Genomic DNA, 17540 nt, shown 5'->3' with positions numbered 1-17540 from the left:
GACTCATAAGGGCCCAAAAAAGAGAGCAGAACGAGAATCATCTCTCGTCCTACTCAGGGTGTCGTTTTTAAGCCGATGTATATCATAACATGAAAAAAAACTGCTTAGTAGTCTAGATTTTTTTTTCTTAAGCTATCACAGCATTTTTCGCTCTCTACTGTTTCTTCTATTTCAACATCCGCACCGATCTCTTCTAAAACCGCCTTCAAAGCGCTGATAATTGACGCTTCTCTGATTAATTCTTTTCCGTTCACAATGATGCTTGTTCCGTATTCATAGCAAGAATCATCTTCACAAATTTCTTCCCAATGATTCACGATCACTTTATGCTTCATTTTATTTCACCCTCTGTTTGATCTGTGTCTGTATTTAGTTTAGCGGGTAGCATCCGCTTTGTAAATTCGGATGCTTGTGAATTTTATTCAAGCTCATCATCCGAGTATTCTGTCTTCAGCTTTACCTCATTGCGGGACTCATTATACTCATAAATTTTGATATAGCCGTCCTCTACAACGCCAAAATGATTATGTTCAAGCGGGAACGAGGCTGGCTGTGGCGTTTCATAGCCTGAATTGCCGCTGTCTGTTTCAATGATGGTATCTTGATTCCCGCACGCTCCGAACAGCAAAAATACGGCTATCCACACAAGCGCAATCCTAATTCGTCTCAGTTCTTCACTTTCAAACAAGGTCGCGTCACTCCCAAATTCAGATTTTTACATGATATTCGAGTTAGTTTTGCATATGTTGATCTCATAAAAAAAGACCGTGCCTTGGCATGGTCAGCTTACTAAAATACAAAGCTTGGAATGAAAGTAGCTCAAGCTTAAAAAATGGCTGCCGGGATTCCCCCGACAGCCTCCCCATGCCTTGACATGGTATTTTTTGATCTATTCGAGTTCAAGCTGGACGTTTTTTTGCGGCGCAAACGTTGAGATCGCATGTTTATAGATAAGCTGCTGCTTACCTTCCGATTCCAGCAATACGGTAAAGTTATCAAAGCCTTTCACCTGGCCACGCAGCTGAAAGCCATTCAGCAAAAAAACAGTGACATACGTATTTTCTTTCCGGATTTGATTCAAAAACTGATCCTGAATATTAATCGGTTTCATGTTTCGTCCTCCTTGATTCTCTATATCATACAGTTTCGATTAAAGTTCGAGTTTTCCTGCTATATGTGTGAAAATTTCCTTTTTTTTCAGCTCCATATCAACGGGCGGTGTCATATCGAACCAGGTAACCTGCATTTTGTTGCGAAACCACGTCAGCTGCCGTTTCGCATACCGTCTTGAGTTCTGCTTTAGCTGATCGACGGCATCAGAAAGTGTCACAAAACCGTCAAAATATGCATATAACTCCTTATAGCCTATCGCCTGTATCGACTGACAGTCTCTCACGTTTTTGTCGTAGAGGCGTTTCACTTCGGGAAGAAGACCGGCCTCCATCATCATATCAACCCGCTGATTAATTCTTGCGTAAAGCGTGTCTCTATCCATTGTCAGTCCGATTAACACTGCATTGTACAGAAGTTCTCGTTTTTGCTCCTTCAAATGCTGTGACATCGTTTTTCCAGACGTGTGTAATATTTCCAGCGCACGAATAACTCTTCTCGTATTATTGGGATGAATCGCAGCTGCTGCCTCTGGATCTGCCGCAGCAAGTTTGGCATGAAGAAAGTCAGCGCCTTCCCGTTCAGCAGCCATTTGCAGGCTCTGTCGAAACACAGGATCGTTCGCCTCTTCCGTAAATGTATAATCGTAAAGCACAGATTGTATATAAAGCCCTGTACCGCCGACAATCATTGGAAGCTTTCCTCTTTTTGCAATCTCGCTGATTTTGTTTCTCACTAAGCCTTGATAATCGGCGGTGGAGAAGGAATCTTGGGGATCTAAAATATCAATCAGATGATGGGGTACTCCCTCCATCTCCTGTTCAGTGATTTTAGCTGTTCCAATATCCATTCCTTTATAAACCTGCATCGAATCTCCGCTGATAATTTCCGCATTCAAGGATTTAGCTAGCTGAATACTTAAATTTGTTTTCCCCACTGCCGTCGGTCCGACTAAAATGACAACGGGCTGCTTCGTATTATTCAATATGTATCACTCTCTTTTATAAATCTCCCCCCATTATAGCATTCATCATGTGCAACCACCTATCCATTTTGCCCTTTTTTTGCACCGGTAAACATCCTTCTACCACCCGAGCGGCTCATTGCCGACGATTTCTCTCGTCTTTCCTTTCAGGCCATGGCGATGCGTTTTTCTTCCGTCATCTTTCGGATCATACACAACGCCTCCGTACCGGATCTTAATCGGCTCGTTATAGGCCAGATACGTCGTTTCTTCGATTTCGTGATAATGGGTGCCGTCTGCTAAGGGAATCGCAGGCCCTGAGATTCCGTAATACCGGTGAAAGTGGCCGTTTTCAAAAGAAGTGATCCCTGTAAAGTGATGTGTATGCTGATCGGTATTCGATCCATTAGCTGGCTGAGTAAATCCTTCAATGAGATGATAATGTCCCTGTTCTCTCGTTGTTTTGACGTGATAAGCATGTGCATGAGGCGGCGCTTTTGACCAGTCAGACGGATACAGGCCCAATGTGATCACATCCCTTCTTTTTCATCAAACGCCCAATCAAATCTAGGTAGGCTGAATACACTGCATCATCTACAATTTATTACAGGAGGAAAGAAAAAATGAACGAGATAGAACATTTCACTGCTGAAGACACAAGGATATTTGGAAGACCTTTCGGATTCGGAAGACCTGGATTCGGCTACGGGTTTGGAAGACCTGGATTTGGGTTTGGCCGGCCATTCGGTTTTTACGGGGGACCTTTTTTCGGCGGACTAGTTGGCGGGCTTGTAGGAAGCGCTTTATTTAACCCTTATTTTTATGGCGGATACCCCTATCCGTACGCCCCATTCCCTTACTACTATTAAACACACAAGGCCTCTTCAAAAGGGGTCTTTTTAAGTGACTGAAAATGAATCGCTTGACTCATACATAGCCATACACTAATATTTTTCTAGCTGAAGAACTTTTCTAATCTAAAATTACAGTTCAAGTGAGGAGAATGTACGATGTTGGTAGGATATATATTCCTCACGATTGCCATATGCTCGGAATCGATAGGAGCGGCCATGCTGAAAGTGTCTGACGGCTTCAAAAAGTGGAAGCCAAGCGCTTTGGTCGTGATTGGCTATTCCCTCGCCTTTTATATGCTGTCGCTGACCTTAAACCATATCCCCCTCAGCCTCTCGTATGCGACTTGGAGCGGTGTGGGCACGGTGCTGACGGCAGTGATCGGAGTGAAATGGTTTAAGGAAGAATTGAATGGCAAAGGGCTTATCGGGATTCTTTTATTAATATCAGGGGTCGTGTTACTTAACTGGCAGTAAAGGAGTGATAATGATGAAAGGATTGCTTTATTTGGCTCTTGCCATTGTATCTGAGGTTTTCGGGAGCACAATGCTGAAGCTTTCAGAAGGATTTACACAAGCCTGGCCCATTGTTGGAGTCATTGCCGGATTTCTTTCTGCTTTTACCTTTCTAAGCTTTTCTTTAAAAACAATTGACTTATCAAGCGCGTATGCGACATGGTCTGGCGTTGGAACGGCGCTTACAGCCATTGTCGGGTTTTTGCTTTTTGGCGAAACCATCAGTTTAAAGGGCGTGTTCGGGCTCACGCTAGTCATTGCAGGCGTAGTCGTGTTAAATCAGTCGAAAGCCCCTGCTAAAGATAAAAAACAGACGGTCTGTGAGTGACCGTCTGTTTCATTATTCGCCAGCCAGTTTTACGGAGGCTTCAAGCTTTAGCTCGACATTTCCTTGAATGGCGCGTGAAATCATGCATGACGACTCCGCCTTTTCACAAAGCTTGTGCGCCAGTGCGACATCTTCTTGTGAGGCGTCATGTTTGAGCACAACGGAGGGACGGTGGATGATCTTTTTGTATGTAAAGACTCCTTTGGTGACGTCGACAATGCCTTCTGACTCCATCTGCAAGTCGTCCTTTTCCAGCCCGCTTCTTTCCATCATCGCAGCAAGTGTAATAATGTAACAGGTTGCTGCCGCCCCGAGAAGCATCTCATCCGGGTTGGTCCCCTCTCCTGGTCCATCCATTTCTTTAGGAATTGAAATAGAGGTGATTAAGTTACCGCTTTCGATCGTACCGACATCATTGCGGTTGCCCGGCCAGTTCGCTTTTAAATAAAAATGATGATCTGCCATCGTAAGTTTTGCCTCCTTTTATGATTCTATTTCAGTCTACTGATCTTCTCTTATCTTGTCTTCTGATCTGCTTGTTACGAATACTCTTTTTCAAGGACACTTTTGATTGCACTCACATAAGCATAAAATTCACTGTTCTTTGTATATTTTCTATTTTTATAATAAAAATCATCGAAAAATGCTTCTCTCTGCTCGCGGCTGATTTCCAGCTGGATACTCAGCCCCGTTTCCCCTTGGTTGTTAATATTTTCGGCACTTAACCCAGCAAGACCGCTTTTAGACGACGCTAACTCAGCGGAAAATCCCCTTCTCTCAAGGGCTCTTACGATCATTTTCGCCCGCTTTCGGTCTGTGCCCCCAACAAGTGTATTCTTGTTCTCCCCTTTATATCCGTGAAAAGCCACAACATATTGATGCTCCTTGATTTTCTTTTCAGCCAATGGCTCATCAAAGTTGGTGCTTGTAATGTGAAGCGTTTGGTTATCGTGTGACTTCAACCCTTCAAACAGGTATGTAGAGAATTCACTATTGAAATACCGCACAAGCTCGCTTACTCCGCCTTCAATTCTTCCGCCGTGCGGAGACATAATTAACACTTTGCTTCCTTTTTTCTCACTATAAGAAATATCATAATCGGCTGGGCTCTCATTCTCTGCCAAGCTGCTGAAATTTGAATATGTATCTGGCTGATTAGATGGTTCGGGTTCTAATGAGTAATGAACATATCTCAGGAATAAGACAATGGCTAAGACTAATATGACATTTAGTATAAATCTTCTCATGTTTAACTCCTTTCATAAGAATGGCACGGTTCATTATATGAGGTTTAGCCAATAGGTTTTATCTTACCATTGTATACGCTATATCATCAGTGAAAAAGTTCCCGGTTTCAAAAAATCAATTGATTGTCACGGTTAATAGCGGTTCATTTGAAATATGAGTGAAAAAAGATTGAGAGGAAAGATAAAAAAGGTAGGAATAACCTCACTTGGCAATTACATGTATAGAGGTTTAAGGAGGGTTTTATTAGCAGCTGTCCGGTTGCTGGACGGACAGCCTATTATCGGCCTGCCAAATAGAGGTTTTGTTTATTTGTTCTCACAAAGTCACAGGAGAGGATTGAATCCAACAAAAACGTTCTGATCTGTTGTTTCGAAAAACAAAACGCTTTGATTTGCGTTTTGCTTTTCTGTCTTACAATAATCGTTCTTTTACTAATCGTTCCGTCTTTCTTCATATATATAATGCTGATTGGTATTTGGCTTTCCAAAGACCGATGTAAGAAGAAATTCATATAGCTGCTCTCCCCTTGCCAGTTTGATATGACAACATTATAATACGAACAAACGTTCCTTTTCAATCCCCAATGATTGCCACGACTCCTGAATCTGATTCAAAAGATTCATAAAAACCAACTCTTGTCCGTCTCTTATAAAGGACAAACAAACTTACCAAACCTACCATCTGTTCATAGAGTATACAGAGAACCTTATAATAGGAGGAAAATACATGTTTGGGTACTCTATGGTACAAATGGTGAGAGCAAATGCTCATAAGCTAGATTGGCCGTTACGTGAAAGCGTCTTACAGCTTTACAAGCCCTTCAAATGGACTCCTTGCTTCTTGCATCAGTTTTTCGAAACCAAATTGAAAAACAGAAAAAAAATGTCAGTCATTATTGAATTTGAGGAAGGCTGTCACGAGACAGGCTTTCAAATGGCTGGAGAGGTGCTGCAAAAAGAAAAACGCAGCAAGCTAAAAAGCCGCTTCAATAAAATCAATTGCTGCAGCGCGGAGGTTACCCCTTCAGCGTTACATTCCCTTCTTTCTGAATGCAGCGATATTCGCAAAGTATATTTAAACCGCGAAGTCAAAGCGCTTCTAGACACGGCAACCGAAGCAAGCCACGCGAAGGAAGTCATCAGAAACGGGCAAACCCTGACAGGAAAAGGTGTTACTGTCGCTGTTGTCGATACAGGAATCTACCCGCATCCTGATTTAGAAGGCAGAATCATCGGATTTGCGGACATGGTCAATCAAAAAACAGAACCGTATGATGATAATGGTCATGGCACACACTGTGCAGGTGATGTCGCAAGCAGCGGCGCATCCTCCTCCGGCCAATACCGCGGACCTGCACCGGAAGCTAATCTAATCGGCGTGAAGGTACTGAATAAGCAAGGTTCAGGAACATTAGCGGATATTATTGAAGGTGTGGAGTGGTGTATTCAATACAATGAGGACAACCCGAACGAACCGATTGATATTATCAGTATGTCGCTCGGGGGCGATGCGCTTAGATATGATAATGAACAGGAAGACCCGTTAGTCAGAGCAGTTGAAGAAGCGTGGAACGCAGGGATTGTCGTCTGTGTTGCTGCCGGAAACTCAGGGCCTGATCCACAGACCATTTCAAGCCCGGGCGTGAGCGAAAAGGTGATTACAGTAGGTGCGCTTGACGATAACAATACCCCAAGCAGCGAAGATGATACGGTCGCTTCCTTCTCAAGCCGCGGACCGACAGTCTACGGAAAAGAAAAGCCCGATATTTTAGCGCCGGGTGTTAATATTATTTCCCTTCGCTCTCCGAATTCTTATATCGATAAGCTTCAAAAGTCAAGCCGTGTAGGGTCTCAGTACTTTACAATGTCTGGAACATCAATGGCAACTCCAATCTGCGCAGGAATCGCAGCTTTAATCCTTCAGCAAAACCCGGATCTTACACCTGATGAAGTGAAAGAGCTTTTGAAAAACGGCACGGACAAATGGAAAAATGAAGATCCGAATGTTTACGGAGCGGGCGCTGTCAACGCGGAAAATTCAGTTCCCGGCCAATAAACAGCACCATATAGCCGGCAATTCTCTCTGTGGAACTGCCGGTTTTATATTTTTAATTTTCATAATAATGGGATAAAATAATAGAAAATGGATGAAGGAAGTGACAAAAGTGCCTTATTATATCTGCAAAACATGCGGAGTACAACATGCGCAGACTGTACATCCGCCGAATTCATGTCTGATTTGCGATGACGAAAGGCAGTATATTCCTCCGGATGGACAATCTTGGACTACCCTTGAAGACATGCGTGAGAAAAAAAACCTTCAAAACATCCTCAAAAAGGAAGAAGAGCATCTTTACAGCATCAAAACTAAGCCAGAGTTTGCGATCGGACAAACAGCACATTTGATCCAGCATGAGGGCTTCAACGTGCTGTGGGATTGCATTTCATATCTTGACCAAAAGACAATTGACCACATCAAAGAATTAGGCGGCATTCAAGCAATCGCTTTGTCTCATCCGCATTATTACTCTGCTCAGGTTGAGTGGGCTGAAGCGTTTCAGGCCCCGATTTATATTCATGCGGATGACAAAGAGTGGGTGACAAGGCCAAGCAATCACATTCATTTCTGGTCAGGGGAAACTCTCAACATGAAGCCGGGACTGGACCTTTACCGTCTGGGCGGACATTTTAAAGGCGGTGCCGTTCTCCATTGGAGCAACGGCAATGATGGGAAAGGCTGTCTATTGACCGGGGATATCATTGCAGTTGCGGCCGATCGGAACTGGGTCAGCTTTATGTACAGCTATCCAAATCTCATTCCCCTTCCCGCTTCCAAAGTTGTAGAAATAGCAGCCAAAGTGAAACCGCTTCAATTTAATCGGATTTATAATGCTTTTTCAAAAGTTGTCAAAGAGAATGCCGACGAAGCTGTCCAGCGTTCTGCCTTACGATATATCAAAGCTCTGAACAGCGAATTGTTTCATACATAGAGGGTGAGGCGGCTCTTTTTCGTGTAAAAGATGCAGCAATTGGGAATAGTATCGTGTAGATCAAAAGGAGGAATATTGATGGCACACACGAATACACAGCTTTCTCAATGGCTGGAATCAAAAGTCGGCCAAACACTTGATATTAGAAAAGGTGAATTGACCCATGATGAAGAGATTTCAGACTTGGACCAGATTGTTCTCCACCTTCAAAAAGTGGGTATACGTAGCACGAATCATCCTGATGACTATGTTGCAAATGAAGAACTTGTATTAGAAGGCGAAGGAACAACATACACTGAGGACGGCGACGTACCGCTTCCGCAAAATGCCTATGAGATTCCTTTATTAGGTGATATTCATATTCACCAAGAAAACGAAGGATTGAAGGTTGTAACAGATCGTGCAGTATATACAATTGATGTCCAGCACAGCTGACAGTCACTTTCATCAAAATAATACAGCTTAGCGCCTTTGAGCATTCATTCAAAGGCGCTGCTTTAGATAGAACCACTTTTTCATTTTTTTCGTTCTTCCCCCTATTGAATGACGCCTAAAATAGATATATAGTTTTAGAGACAGGATTAAGTTTCAAATAATTCTGTTTTTTGCAAGCTGGTTCTGCAACTTGTTTAACAGAATGAAATCATCTATTTACCCTATTAGGCGAGGAGAATGCACATGGAAAAATTGATGTTTCATCCGCACGGAAAAGAATTTCATCAAAATCCCTTTTCAGTTTTGGGCCGATTTAGAGAAGAAGATCCCATTCACCGATTTGAATTAAAACGGTTCGGAGGCACATATCCAGCTTGGTTAATCACCCGATATGATGATTGTATGGCCTTTTTAAAAGACAATCGGATTACAAGAGATGTTAAAAACGTGATGAGCCAAGAACAAATCAAAATGCTCAATGTCAGCGAAGATATCGATTTCGTTTCTGATCATATGCTGGCAAAAGACACACCTGACCATACCCGCTTGAGATCACTTGTTCATCAAGCATTTACTCCACGCACCATTGAAAATCTGCGCGGCAGCATCGAACAAATTTCTGAACAGCTCTTAGATGAAATGGAAGAAGAAAATAAAGCGGATATTATGAAATCCTTCGCTTCCCCTTTGCCTTTTATTGTTATATCTGAATTGATGGGAATTCCTAAAGAGGATCGGACACAGTTTCAAATCTGGACCAATGCAATGGTTGATACCTCTGAAAGTAACAGAGAGCTAACAAATCAAGCCCTTCGTGAATTTAAAGACTATATCGCCAAGCTGATCCACGACAGAAGGGTACAGCCAAAAGACGATATAATCAGCAAACTCGTACATGCTGAAGAAAACGGCAGCAAGTTAAGCGAAAAAGAGCTTTATTCGATGCTGTTCCTGCTGGTCGTAGCGGGCCTTGAAACAACCGTTAACTTACTCGGATCGGGCACCCTCGCATTGCTTCAACACAAGGAGGAATGTGAGAAGCTGAAGCAGCATCCTGAAATGATTGCTACAGCTGTTGAAGAATTGCTGCGATACACCTCGCCTGTCGTTATGATGGCAAATCGGTGGGCCGTCGAGGACTTTACATACAAGGGGCATTCAATCAAAAAAGGAGACATGATCTTTATAGGCATCGGATCTGCCAATCGCGATCCAAACTTTTTTGAGAACCCGGAAACGTTAAATATCAATCGGTCGCCTAACAGACATATTTCTTTCGGCTTTGGCATTCATTTCTGCTTAGGAGCGCCGCTTGCCAGACTGGAAGGCCACATTGCATTCAACTCGCTTCTAAAGAGATTTCCGGATATTGAACTCGCGGCAGCGCCTGATGATATCCATTGGAGAAAAAATGTCTTTTTAAGAGGGTTAGAAAGTCTCCCTGTGTTACTTTCAAAATAACATATTCAAAACGCCCCCTTCAAAAGGGGGCGTTTGTGTTTCTCAGCGCTTCACCAATTCATCTTCTTTTTCTTCTTTCGCTTCATGTTTTTTCCGGAAAGCCTTAAGGAAATTCGCGTTTACTACTCCCCTGTTTGAATAGAGCTTTTCGCAAAATTCTAACATGGCTTTAGATGCTGTAGGTTCCGTTAATATCATGAAGTGGTTGCTTGATTCGACATCTATCAGGTTGAAATGGGGAATTTGCCGCTCCCATTCCTCCCAGTAGGCAGCTTGATCGAACGATGCTCTTTCATTTGAGAAAGTGAAATAAATGTCTAAATCCCCAAAGAAAGACCTGCTTTTATTGCGGAAGTAATAACATTTTACAGCCTCAGGGTCAGGCAGAGGCTGTACAGTGTACGATTCAACATCATAGGCACGCTGCGTTTTCATCATTTGCTTCGTCTGCGCACGTATTTGCTTTTCCGGTTTGTTTAATCCCCGTTTTTTTGCCAAGTCAATCAGCTCAGACAGGAATTCTTCATCATCTCTGCTTGTGTCTACCTCTTCACGGCTGATAAGAACGTCAGTAAGTTTATCCGGATTCGCAATCGATGCCAGCAACGTATTGATTGTTTGCAGCATTGACGTTTTCATAGAAGCCTCATTTTCTTTCGTCTCAGGATTGTATGGAGAGTCAATCATCACCATGCTTTTGACAGATAGGCCTTGGCTTTGCAACTGGCGTGTGACTTCATATGCAATCATTCCGCCTAAGGAATATCCGCCTACATCATAAGGGCCTTCCGGCTGTATGGCTCGAATGATCTCTATATAATAGGAAGCCATTTGTTCAATTCCTTGTAAAGGAGCATGATCAGTCATAAATCCTCTAGCTTGAATGCCATAAAAAGGGCGCTGGCTTTTTTGTGCAAATTGCTGATAGATTTCAACGCCTCCTACCCCGCCATGAAACCAAAATACAGGGCGTCCCCGCTTGCCGTCATTTAACGGTATCAATTCCGGAAACGTGCGAGCGTGATCATTTTGTAAGGATGTATCCTCCTGTTTCTTTGCGATCAAGTCCGTCATGTCCTGCACAGTTTGGCATGCTTGCAGCTCCGCCAAGGTGATGAGAGGGTCAACCTTTGATTGCAATTGCTGTAATAACTGTATGCAAGAAATCGAATCAAATCCGTAATGTTGTAGTGGCTTATGAGGATGCAGTTCTTCTGGAGCCATCCCTAATACATCAGCTAAGATATGATGATCGTTGCTGTGCATCTGCTCATCATGTGAAACGGAAGGCGTATACTCTATTGCTTGAAAGCCATTCCAGCAGCATCTCTTTTCAAATGGATAGGTTGGCAGCGGTATTCTTCGGGCATCTTTTCCTTGATATAGCCGCTCCCACGGGATTTGCACCCCTTTTGTCCAGCAAAATGCAATCTTTTCAAGGTTGTTTTCAGACAACAGAGTCTCTATCACCATTTCTCTTAATGGACCATCGAGCAAAGCTTCGATATCTGACGAGCCCTCTTCCGCATTTCCGCTAAAGACAGGTACAGAGATTTTCGGCTTTTCGCCTTTTTCAGCAGCTGTTAAGCAGTCTTGCAAGCCGGTCACCAGCTCTTCTTTATTGCGGACAACCAGCGCCAGCCGGTCACCCATCGCCTCTCGCCCGGTTTGAAGTGTAAAAGCATAATGTTGTAATGACAGTTCTTGTTGTTTGTTCACATAATCGAGCTGCTGTTGAATAACTGCTTTTAGCCTGTCTTGATTCTTTGCAGAAAGAACCACAATGTGAGCTTCATTCTTATTCACCGCTGCTTTTGGTGAAGGAATATATTCTTCTATAATGACGTGTGCATTTACGCCTCCAAAGCTATAGCTATTGATACTTGCTCTGCGCGGGATTTTTCTTCCTGATCCGTCCTTCATATCCTCCCACTGCTGGTTCTCCGCAGTCATCTGGAAACGGGTTCCACTGATTGACACTTGATCATTTAATGAAGAGAATCCTGATATGCCTGGTATTGTTTGATGCTTCATCGCCATGCTGACCTTCATGAGAGCAGCCATGCCGGAAACCAGTTCACCGTGTCCGATGCTCGGCTTTAAGCTGCTGATATAACATGGCGCCTCCTCCTCTACTTCCTGTGGAAGTTCCAATTCAAACTGGTTTAAGCCTGACTTTAACGCCTCTATTTCTATCGCGTCTGCCAATGGAGAGGCGATCCCATGCGCTTCTATATAGGCCACCGTTTTTGGATCAATTTGTGCTCCTTGATAAGCCTTCAGCATTGCATCCTTCATACCGGCCGGATTTGGTGCATGGAGTGACATTCCCCTGCCGCCATGCGATACACCTGTACCTTTAATGACCGAATAAATATGATCGGAATCCTCAATGGCTTTTTGCAAAGGTTTAATAATGAGAACCCCTGCCCCTTCACTTCTGACAAAGCCATTCGCATCTGCTTGAAAGGATTTCGCCTGTCCTTCTGCACTCAAATATCCCATTGAGTCGAAGCCAATAAAGCCTTTTGGTGAAAGCAGCAAGTTCACAGCCCCGACAATTGCTTGCTCACATTCGCCGTTTCGGATAGATTGTATGGCTCTATGCAAAGCCACAAGAGCTGAGGAACAGGCAGCTTCGTAATATTCGCTTGGCCCTTTTACATCCAGAGCATAGGAGATACGGTTTGGAATTAAGGAAGGAATTACGGCTGTATCCGTATTGCCGGCTGCGACGAACACTCCAGTCGGCCGGCTGGATAAGGCCTGTCCTGTTAAGCCTGCATCTTCCATCGCCTTCCATGCATGTATCAAGAGCAGAAACTCCTGCGGATCCATATGTGCCGCTTCTTTAGGTGATATGCCAAAAAATAGCGGATCAAACTCACCTATCCCTTCTATAAATCCGCCCCATTGAAGGCTTGATTGTTCCTCTTTGTCAGCTGAAGCGTATTTACGCCAGTCCCAGCGTTCTTTCGGCACTTCAGAGATACAGTTCTTTCCGTGAATGATGTTATCCCAAAATTCCGTTACACTGTTTGCTTTTGGAAACTGTCCCGACATGCCTATAATGGCTATGCCATCGGCTGCATGTTCGATTGCTTTATCCGTCTTCATCTCATGTACCGGAATCTGTTTCATTTTGTTTTCGATTTGAGCTGGGCGTTCCTGCAGTTGATCGGCTTCACCAAACAGCTGGACAAATGATGCTTCATGTTTGTCCGCAAAAAATTCGATAAGCTCTTGAACAGTCGGATACTCAAAAAACAACGTCGGATTTAATTCGATTTTTGTTTCTGATTCTATCTCCTTTGTCAGCGCAACCAATTGAGAAGAATCGATCCCCAAATCCATAATATGCGCTTTTGAAAGAGACAGTTTTGACGGGTTGGCCATGTTTACTGCCAGTTTATCTGTTACATAGCTTCTGATACGGTCTTTTAGCTCGCTTACTTTGATGGCCTGATTTTCATTTCTTCTTTGATTTGAATTACGCAGTTGCTTTAGCGAGTAGCCCGAATAGTGCAGCACTGTTTCTGACGATTCATTGATCACATCAACATCGAACAGCAGCATGTCACCTGTATTTTTAACCAATGTAATCAGAAGCCAGCAATCCTCTTGTATCGCATGTTTTGTAAATTGGATATCATTGATTCCAAATGGCAGGAAGCTGCCCTCAATGTCAAATTGCTCTAAGAAACTGAGGATAGCCAAGTAGGCGCTGTTTGTCATCAATGGGCTTACAGTGTAATGATGGTTTGCCAGACCGCTTTGAGGCAGGCGAATTTTTGCCAGTATCGATCTATTGTCTCTGTAAAGATGAGTAATTGTCTTAAATAACGCTCCCCACTGAGGGCCGTTTCCGGCTTTATACATCTGATCGATGTGTTGAAGCTCGGTTAATGAATGCTTTAAGCTCTCAATATTGACTTTTTTTGTTTCAAATAAACTATTTTGGCATTGCCCGATGGCAGCAGGCTTCCATGTATCAGAAGCCAGTTCGCGATACATGATTTGTAATTCTATGACATGATCTTTTCGAAGTGGCTTTGCCTGCAGTTCAATAGTCTCGCCTTGTTTGATGACAACTGGATTGATATAGCTTAATTTGCTGATGCGGCCGCTGGTTTCCTCAGGAAACATGTTAAAAAATGCATCAATGGACAGACTGCTGTATGTTGCACCGACAAGCACCCGTTCATTGTTGAAGACGTGGCCTTGTACATAAGGCTCATCATATGTGAATTGATCTTTGACCGGATGATTGATATTTCCATCACCTGCAGGAACATCGAAATGAAATGCCGTATGATGATCAAATGCATAGTGTGGCAGGTGAACCCAGCCGGATCGGTTCCCTTGAGCTGCTTCTTTAAAATTAACGGATGCCCCTTGTGCCCATTGCTTTGATGGGTTTGTTTCTCTATCCTTTTGGGCTGATCCAGCACATGGCTGTAAATCGAATGATGTATAAATACCTTGCTGGAGTGAGCTTTCTTTTGATGTACGGAACATCTTCAGTTTTTCGACCAGATCCTGAGTCGATGTTACTGTAAAAGCAGCCCTATGCTCTAAATTGTGATTTCTCCTGTGTAAAGCCTGTACTATTGGTTCAATATCCAGAGCAGCTTCCTTCTCTAAAAACAATTGCATGTTTTCAAGATAGCTGAGCAGGCTCCATTTTGTTTTTGCTGAAAAAACGGCTGTAAATTCCTGCTGGCGGTTCGCGATATGTCTCTCTGGAGCCGTCTCTATAAATTCTTCTATAATGAGATTGGCGTAGGCTCCCCCCGCTCCAAAGGAATTGATCATGCTTCTGCGGGGCAATTGCTTTCCAGTTTGAGGATCATTCAAGCGATGCCATGGCTCCGTTTGTTCCTGAAGATAAAAAGCCGTGTTTTCCAGTTTAATATTTGGATTGACAGGTGTTGCGTTAATTGTCGGCACAAGCGTGCCCTTCTTCATTTGCAGCAGCACTTTTGTCAGCTGAGAAATGCCGGAAGCCGCCTCCAAATGCCCCAGATTGGATTTGACAGAGCCTATCGCACAAAACTGTTTCTTATTTGTATATTGCTGAAACGCGTTTGTCAGTGCAATCACTTCAATAGGATCGCCAAGTGCTGAGCCATTTGCCGCTGATTCAATATAGCCGATAGTCTCCGGATCAATGCCCGACTGTTGTATCGACTTGGCGATTAATTTTGCTTGCTGCTTAGGATCTGGAGCTGTATACATCTGTCTTCCGCCGCTATGATTGGCGAAACTGCTTTTGATGACAGCATAAATATGATCCTGATCCTCAATTGCCTTCGATAGCGGTTTTAACAAAACAGCTCCGACGCCTTCCCCAGGAACAAGCCCTGTTCCTGTGCCAAAACTTTTGCTTTGATTTCCGCTTTCCAGCAGATTAGCTCGCTCCAAAGAATCATACTTTGAGAGATCGAGTGTTAAATTGACCCCTCCGGCAATTGCCATAGAGCAGCTTTTCAATTTCAGGCTTTCACAGGCAAGGTGAATGGCGTTTAATGAACTGGAGCATGCTGAGCTGACAGCGATACTCGGTCCGGTCAGGTTGAAAAAATGGGAAACGCGGTTTGCGATATGCCAGTCTCCCCCATTTGAGCTGAGGACCGCCTGCTCTAATGATGGGATATTCCAAAAATACTGGTTATACATATTCCCGATAAAGACGCCCACTCCGGTGTCACCATCCCGCAGTTCATCCAGCCGGGTACGGGTATAGCCGCCATCCTCAAATGTTTCCCAGACGGTTTCTAAAGATAAGCGGAGTTCCGGCTTCATTTCCATCACTCGGCTCTGCTCCACCTCAAAAAGCTGATGGTCAAATGCTTCAATATCTTGTAAAAATCCGCCATAACGCTTCTTATCTGCCGGCTGTATTGCATCTATTGATAATGTTTTCAATAACGATGTGCGCCATCTGGGTTCCGGTGCCTCTGTAATACAATTGTCTCCAGCAATTAAATGCGCCCATAGCTCTTCTAAACTGTCAGACATCGGATAGCGTCCGCTGATTCCGATAATTGCGATATCTTCTGTACTCGGATCATTCGACTGCGCCACTTGGAAATTGCTTATCGTTTCCTTTTTTAACTCGCCTTGCTGAGTTTCTTTGACCTGCTGCTCTCTAGCAAAACGGCGTGTGGCAAAAGAAAACGGCTTACTAGCAGCTCCACGCTCCGTTTGAACAGGAACTTCGTTTTTGGCAGGCTGGGGTGTTTCTTTTAACAGTGCTGTCCGGAGCTTGCTTTCGTGCTCCTTTACTAAATAATCAACGAGTTCTTTTGTATTGTTATGTTCAAATAAAATGGTTTTTGGAAGATCCCCTGTCATTTTTTCTAATTCACGAATGAAATTCACCTGCAAAATCGAATCAATTCCATACTTCTCGAATGTCGTATCTTCATGAATACGCTCTGGTGATAGTTTGATTGATTTTGCCAGCGTATGCTTCACAAATTGTGCCGTTTGCTCAAAGATAGAATCGCTTTCTTGTGAATGATCTTTTTCAGCATCTATTTGTAAATAGCCTGTATCTTCTTCTGTCTCAGTTTTCCTTTGACGGACGACTCCGTTACTTTCAGCAGCAATGATCTGCTGGCCGAGCTTATGTGATTGTTCAGCCATAAAGGATACATAGCGATATCCCTCACTCTCAAGCACCATCTTCCAAGTGTCCGGATACAGGCCCGGGCAGCCCGGTATACGGAGGTCAGGATCCTCATACAGCCACCAGCCCTCTAAAAGGCCGAACGTCAAATGCGAATATATATTATGATCACTTATTTCATTTAAGAGGAGCAGCCCGTTCTTTTTCAGAACTGCTTTTGCATTTCGCAGCGTCTGCCGGATATTTTTCGTGGCATGCAGCACATTCGCTGCGATGACCGCGTCATAGCCTCCCGCATCAATATGCTGTTCAGACGCCGGCTCCTCCACATTAAATCGTTTATATGTCAAATACGGATTGTCCGGACCGTACTTGTTTTCTGCATGCATTAAAAATGCTTTCGACAAATCTGTATAGCAATATTCTTTTATATGTGTCTGCCAGGCTTTCAATTTTTGAAAAACAGTCGCGCTTGTACCGCCGGTTCCTGCTCCGATTTCTAATATTCGAATCTTCGCCTCAGGCTCTTGCTTCAAACGTTCTTGCAGGTAGGCCGCTAACGTGTCCGCCAGTACATCATTAAAATAGTCTGCGACTTGATTGTTTTTATAGACCCCTTCTACTAAATCCATAGATGAATTCGGAAACAGGATATCGGTGGCAGACGCCTTGCCGGTCAATATCTCCGGCAAGGCTTTAATTGCTGTCTCCACCAATGTCACCATGGCTTTCATATTATTGTCTTGAAGCAGGTCTGATTTTTGTTCATTCCATTCCTTCCACAACTCACCTAGAGTCCCTATTGAGCGCGTTGGAACAAGTCCGTTCTCCGTTCTCTTGAGAAATTGATGCCGTTCCAAAATCGATTGGCTTTCTTCAAACCATCTGCCATAGAAATTCTCCAATACCGGCTGGGATTTACTTTCTGTGAAAAACCCTATGGACTGCAATTGTGCGAAAAGCATTTTACAGAGAATGTCTTCTGTATTCAGCATTGGCGCTTC

The 17540-nt window shown here is 43.6% G+C and carries 16 protein-coding genes; 7 read left to right on the top strand and 9 right to left on the bottom strand.

The features are described 5' to 3' along the window. Positions 1-104 precede the first annotated feature (104 nt). The 5 genes from M0696_RS09365 to M0696_RS09345 all read right to left on the bottom strand — a co-directional run bounded on the left by M0696_RS09365 (position 105) and on the right by M0696_RS09345 (position 2608). Entirely contained in the window at positions 105-335 is a 231-nt protein-coding gene (locus M0696_RS09365; protein ID WP_003238362.1) for a hypothetical protein, read from the bottom strand. An 83-nt stretch (positions 336-418) separates the two neighbouring features. Continuing rightward, positions 419-688, bottom strand: a complete 270-nt coding sequence (locus M0696_RS09360) for a YmzC family protein (protein WP_166852685.1) — start codon at positions 686-688, stop codon at positions 419-421. A 201-nt stretch (positions 689-889) separates the two neighbouring features. After that, a complete protein-coding gene (gene hfq, locus M0696_RS09355; RefSeq protein ID WP_003221097.1) occupies positions 890-1111 on the bottom strand; it encodes an RNA chaperone Hfq in 222 nt (73 codons plus the stop codon). Between the two features lie 39 nt (positions 1112-1150). Next, positions 1151-2095 (bottom strand): tRNA (adenosine(37)-N6)-dimethylallyltransferase MiaA, encoded by a 945-nt coding sequence (miaA, locus tag M0696_RS09350; RefSeq protein WP_166852688.1) that lies wholly within the window; start codon positions 2093-2095, stop codon positions 1151-1153. A gap of 99 nt (positions 2096-2194) precedes the next feature. Then, positions 2195-2608, bottom strand: coding sequence for a YmaF family protein (locus M0696_RS09345; RefSeq protein ID WP_248602713.1), 414 nt, complete (start codon positions 2606-2608; stop codon positions 2195-2197). 89 nt (positions 2609-2697) lie between these two features. Between M0696_RS09345 and M0696_RS09340 the strand changes: the two genes are divergently transcribed. From M0696_RS09340 to ebrB, 3 genes are all read left to right on the top strand, one after another. Further along, a complete protein-coding gene (locus M0696_RS09340; protein WP_248602712.1) occupies positions 2698-2943 on the top strand; it encodes a hypothetical protein in 246 nt (81 codons plus the stop codon). A 141-nt stretch (positions 2944-3084) separates the two neighbouring features. Further along, positions 3085-3402 carry a multidrug efflux SMR transporter subunit EbrA gene (gene ebrA / locus M0696_RS09335; RefSeq protein WP_166852696.1) on the top strand — a complete coding sequence of 106 codons (318 nt, stop codon included), beginning with the start codon at positions 3085-3087 and terminating at the stop codon, positions 3400-3402. A 13-nt stretch (positions 3403-3415) separates the two neighbouring features. After that, a complete protein-coding gene (gene ebrB, locus M0696_RS09330; RefSeq protein WP_061187512.1) occupies positions 3416-3769 on the top strand; it encodes a multidrug efflux SMR transporter subunit EbrB in 354 nt (117 codons plus the stop codon). Between the two features lie 12 nt (positions 3770-3781). Here ebrB and M0696_RS09325 read toward each other — a convergent pair whose 3' ends face one another. The 3 genes from M0696_RS09325 to M0696_RS09315 all read right to left on the bottom strand — a co-directional run bounded on the left by M0696_RS09325 (position 3782) and on the right by M0696_RS09315 (position 5528). Further along, a complete protein-coding gene (locus M0696_RS09325) occupies positions 3782-4234 on the bottom strand; it encodes an OsmC family protein (RefSeq protein ID WP_248602711.1) in 453 nt (150 codons plus the stop codon). Between the two features lie 74 nt (positions 4235-4308). Then, positions 4309-5016: a poly-gamma-glutamate hydrolase family protein gene (locus M0696_RS09320; protein ID WP_166852702.1), complete on the bottom strand. Its 708-nt coding sequence runs from the start codon at positions 5014-5016 to the stop codon at positions 4309-4311. 278 nt (positions 5017-5294) lie between these two features. After that, positions 5295-5528, bottom strand: coding sequence for a WYL domain-containing protein (locus tag M0696_RS09315; RefSeq protein WP_166852705.1), 234 nt, complete (start codon positions 5526-5528; stop codon positions 5295-5297). A 215-nt stretch (positions 5529-5743) separates the two neighbouring features. On the opposite strand from M0696_RS09315, the gene aprX reads away from it, so the two are divergent. The 4 genes from aprX to M0696_RS09295 all read left to right on the top strand — a co-directional run bounded on the left by aprX (position 5744) and on the right by M0696_RS09295 (position 9902). Continuing rightward, positions 5744-7072 (top strand): serine protease AprX, encoded by a 1329-nt coding sequence (gene aprX / locus M0696_RS09310; RefSeq protein ID WP_166852708.1) that lies wholly within the window; start codon positions 5744-5746, stop codon positions 7070-7072. 109 nt (positions 7073-7181) lie between these two features. Then, positions 7182-8006, top strand: coding sequence for an MBL fold metallo-hydrolase (locus M0696_RS09305; RefSeq protein WP_248602766.1), 825 nt, complete (start codon positions 7182-7184; stop codon positions 8004-8006). A gap of 78 nt (positions 8007-8084) precedes the next feature. Continuing rightward, on the top strand, positions 8085-8441 hold the full coding sequence (gene ymzB / locus M0696_RS09300; protein WP_222142872.1) for a protein YmzB: 357 nt from the start codon (positions 8085-8087) through the stop codon (positions 8439-8441). Positions 8442-8684: 243 nt separating this feature from the next. Next, positions 8685-9902: a cytochrome P450 family protein gene (locus M0696_RS09295; protein ID WP_222142871.1), complete on the top strand. Its 1218-nt coding sequence runs from the start codon at positions 8685-8687 to the stop codon at positions 9900-9902. Positions 9903-9944: 42 nt separating this feature from the next. Here M0696_RS09295 and M0696_RS09290 read toward each other — a convergent pair whose 3' ends face one another. Further along, positions 9945-17531: a beta-ketoacyl synthase N-terminal-like domain-containing protein gene (locus tag M0696_RS09290; RefSeq protein WP_248602710.1), complete on the bottom strand. Its 7587-nt coding sequence runs from the start codon at positions 17529-17531 to the stop codon at positions 9945-9947. Positions 17532-17540: the final 9 nt, after the last annotated feature.

The sequence above is a fragment of the Bacillus rugosus genome, assembly GCF_023238245.1.
In the GTDB taxonomy this organism is placed as follows: Bacteria; Bacillota; Bacilli; order Bacillales; family Bacillaceae; genus Bacillus; species Bacillus rugosus.
The sequence above is the reverse complement of the archived record's forward strand: the minus strand, read 5'-3'. Positions and strand labels throughout refer to the sequence as shown.

Excerpts from the sequence above, each read along its gene's own strand:
- M0696_RS09315 (WP_166852705.1), bottom strand. The coding sequence starts at position 5,528 with ATGAATTTCTTCTTACATCGGTCTTTGGAAAGCCAAATACCAATCAGC.
- ebrA (WP_166852696.1), top strand. The coding sequence starts at position 3,085 with ATGTTGGTAGGATATATATTCCTCACGATTGCCATATGCTCGGAATCG.
- M0696_RS09340 (WP_248602712.1), top strand. The coding sequence starts at position 2,698 with ATGAACGAGATAGAACATTTCACTGCTGAAGACACAAGGATATTTGGA.
- M0696_RS09365 (WP_003238362.1), bottom strand. The coding sequence starts at position 335 with ATGAAGCATAAAGTGATCGTGAATCATTGGGAAGAAATTTGTGAAGAT.
- M0696_RS09290 (WP_248602710.1), bottom strand. The coding sequence starts at position 17,531 with ATGCTGAATACAGAAGACATTCTCTGTAAAATGCTTTTCGCACAATTG.
- ebrB (WP_061187512.1), top strand. The coding sequence starts at position 3,416 with ATGAAAGGATTGCTTTATTTGGCTCTTGCCATTGTATCTGAGGTTTTC.
- M0696_RS09325 (WP_248602711.1), bottom strand. The coding sequence starts at position 4,234 with ATGGCAGATCATCATTTTTATTTAAAAGCGAACTGGCCGGGCAACCGC.
- M0696_RS09320 (WP_166852702.1), bottom strand. The coding sequence starts at position 5,016 with ATGAGAAGATTTATACTAAATGTCATATTAGTCTTAGCCATTGTCTTA.
- ymzB (WP_222142872.1), top strand. The coding sequence starts at position 8,085 with ATGGCACACACGAATACACAGCTTTCTCAATGGCTGGAATCAAAAGTC.
- M0696_RS09295 (WP_222142871.1), top strand. The coding sequence starts at position 8,685 with ATGGAAAAATTGATGTTTCATCCGCACGGAAAAGAATTTCATCAAAAT.
- aprX (WP_166852708.1), top strand. The coding sequence starts at position 5,744 with ATGTTTGGGTACTCTATGGTACAAATGGTGAGAGCAAATGCTCATAAG.
- hfq (WP_003221097.1), bottom strand. The coding sequence starts at position 1,111 with ATGAAACCGATTAATATTCAGGATCAGTTTTTGAATCAAATCCGGAAA.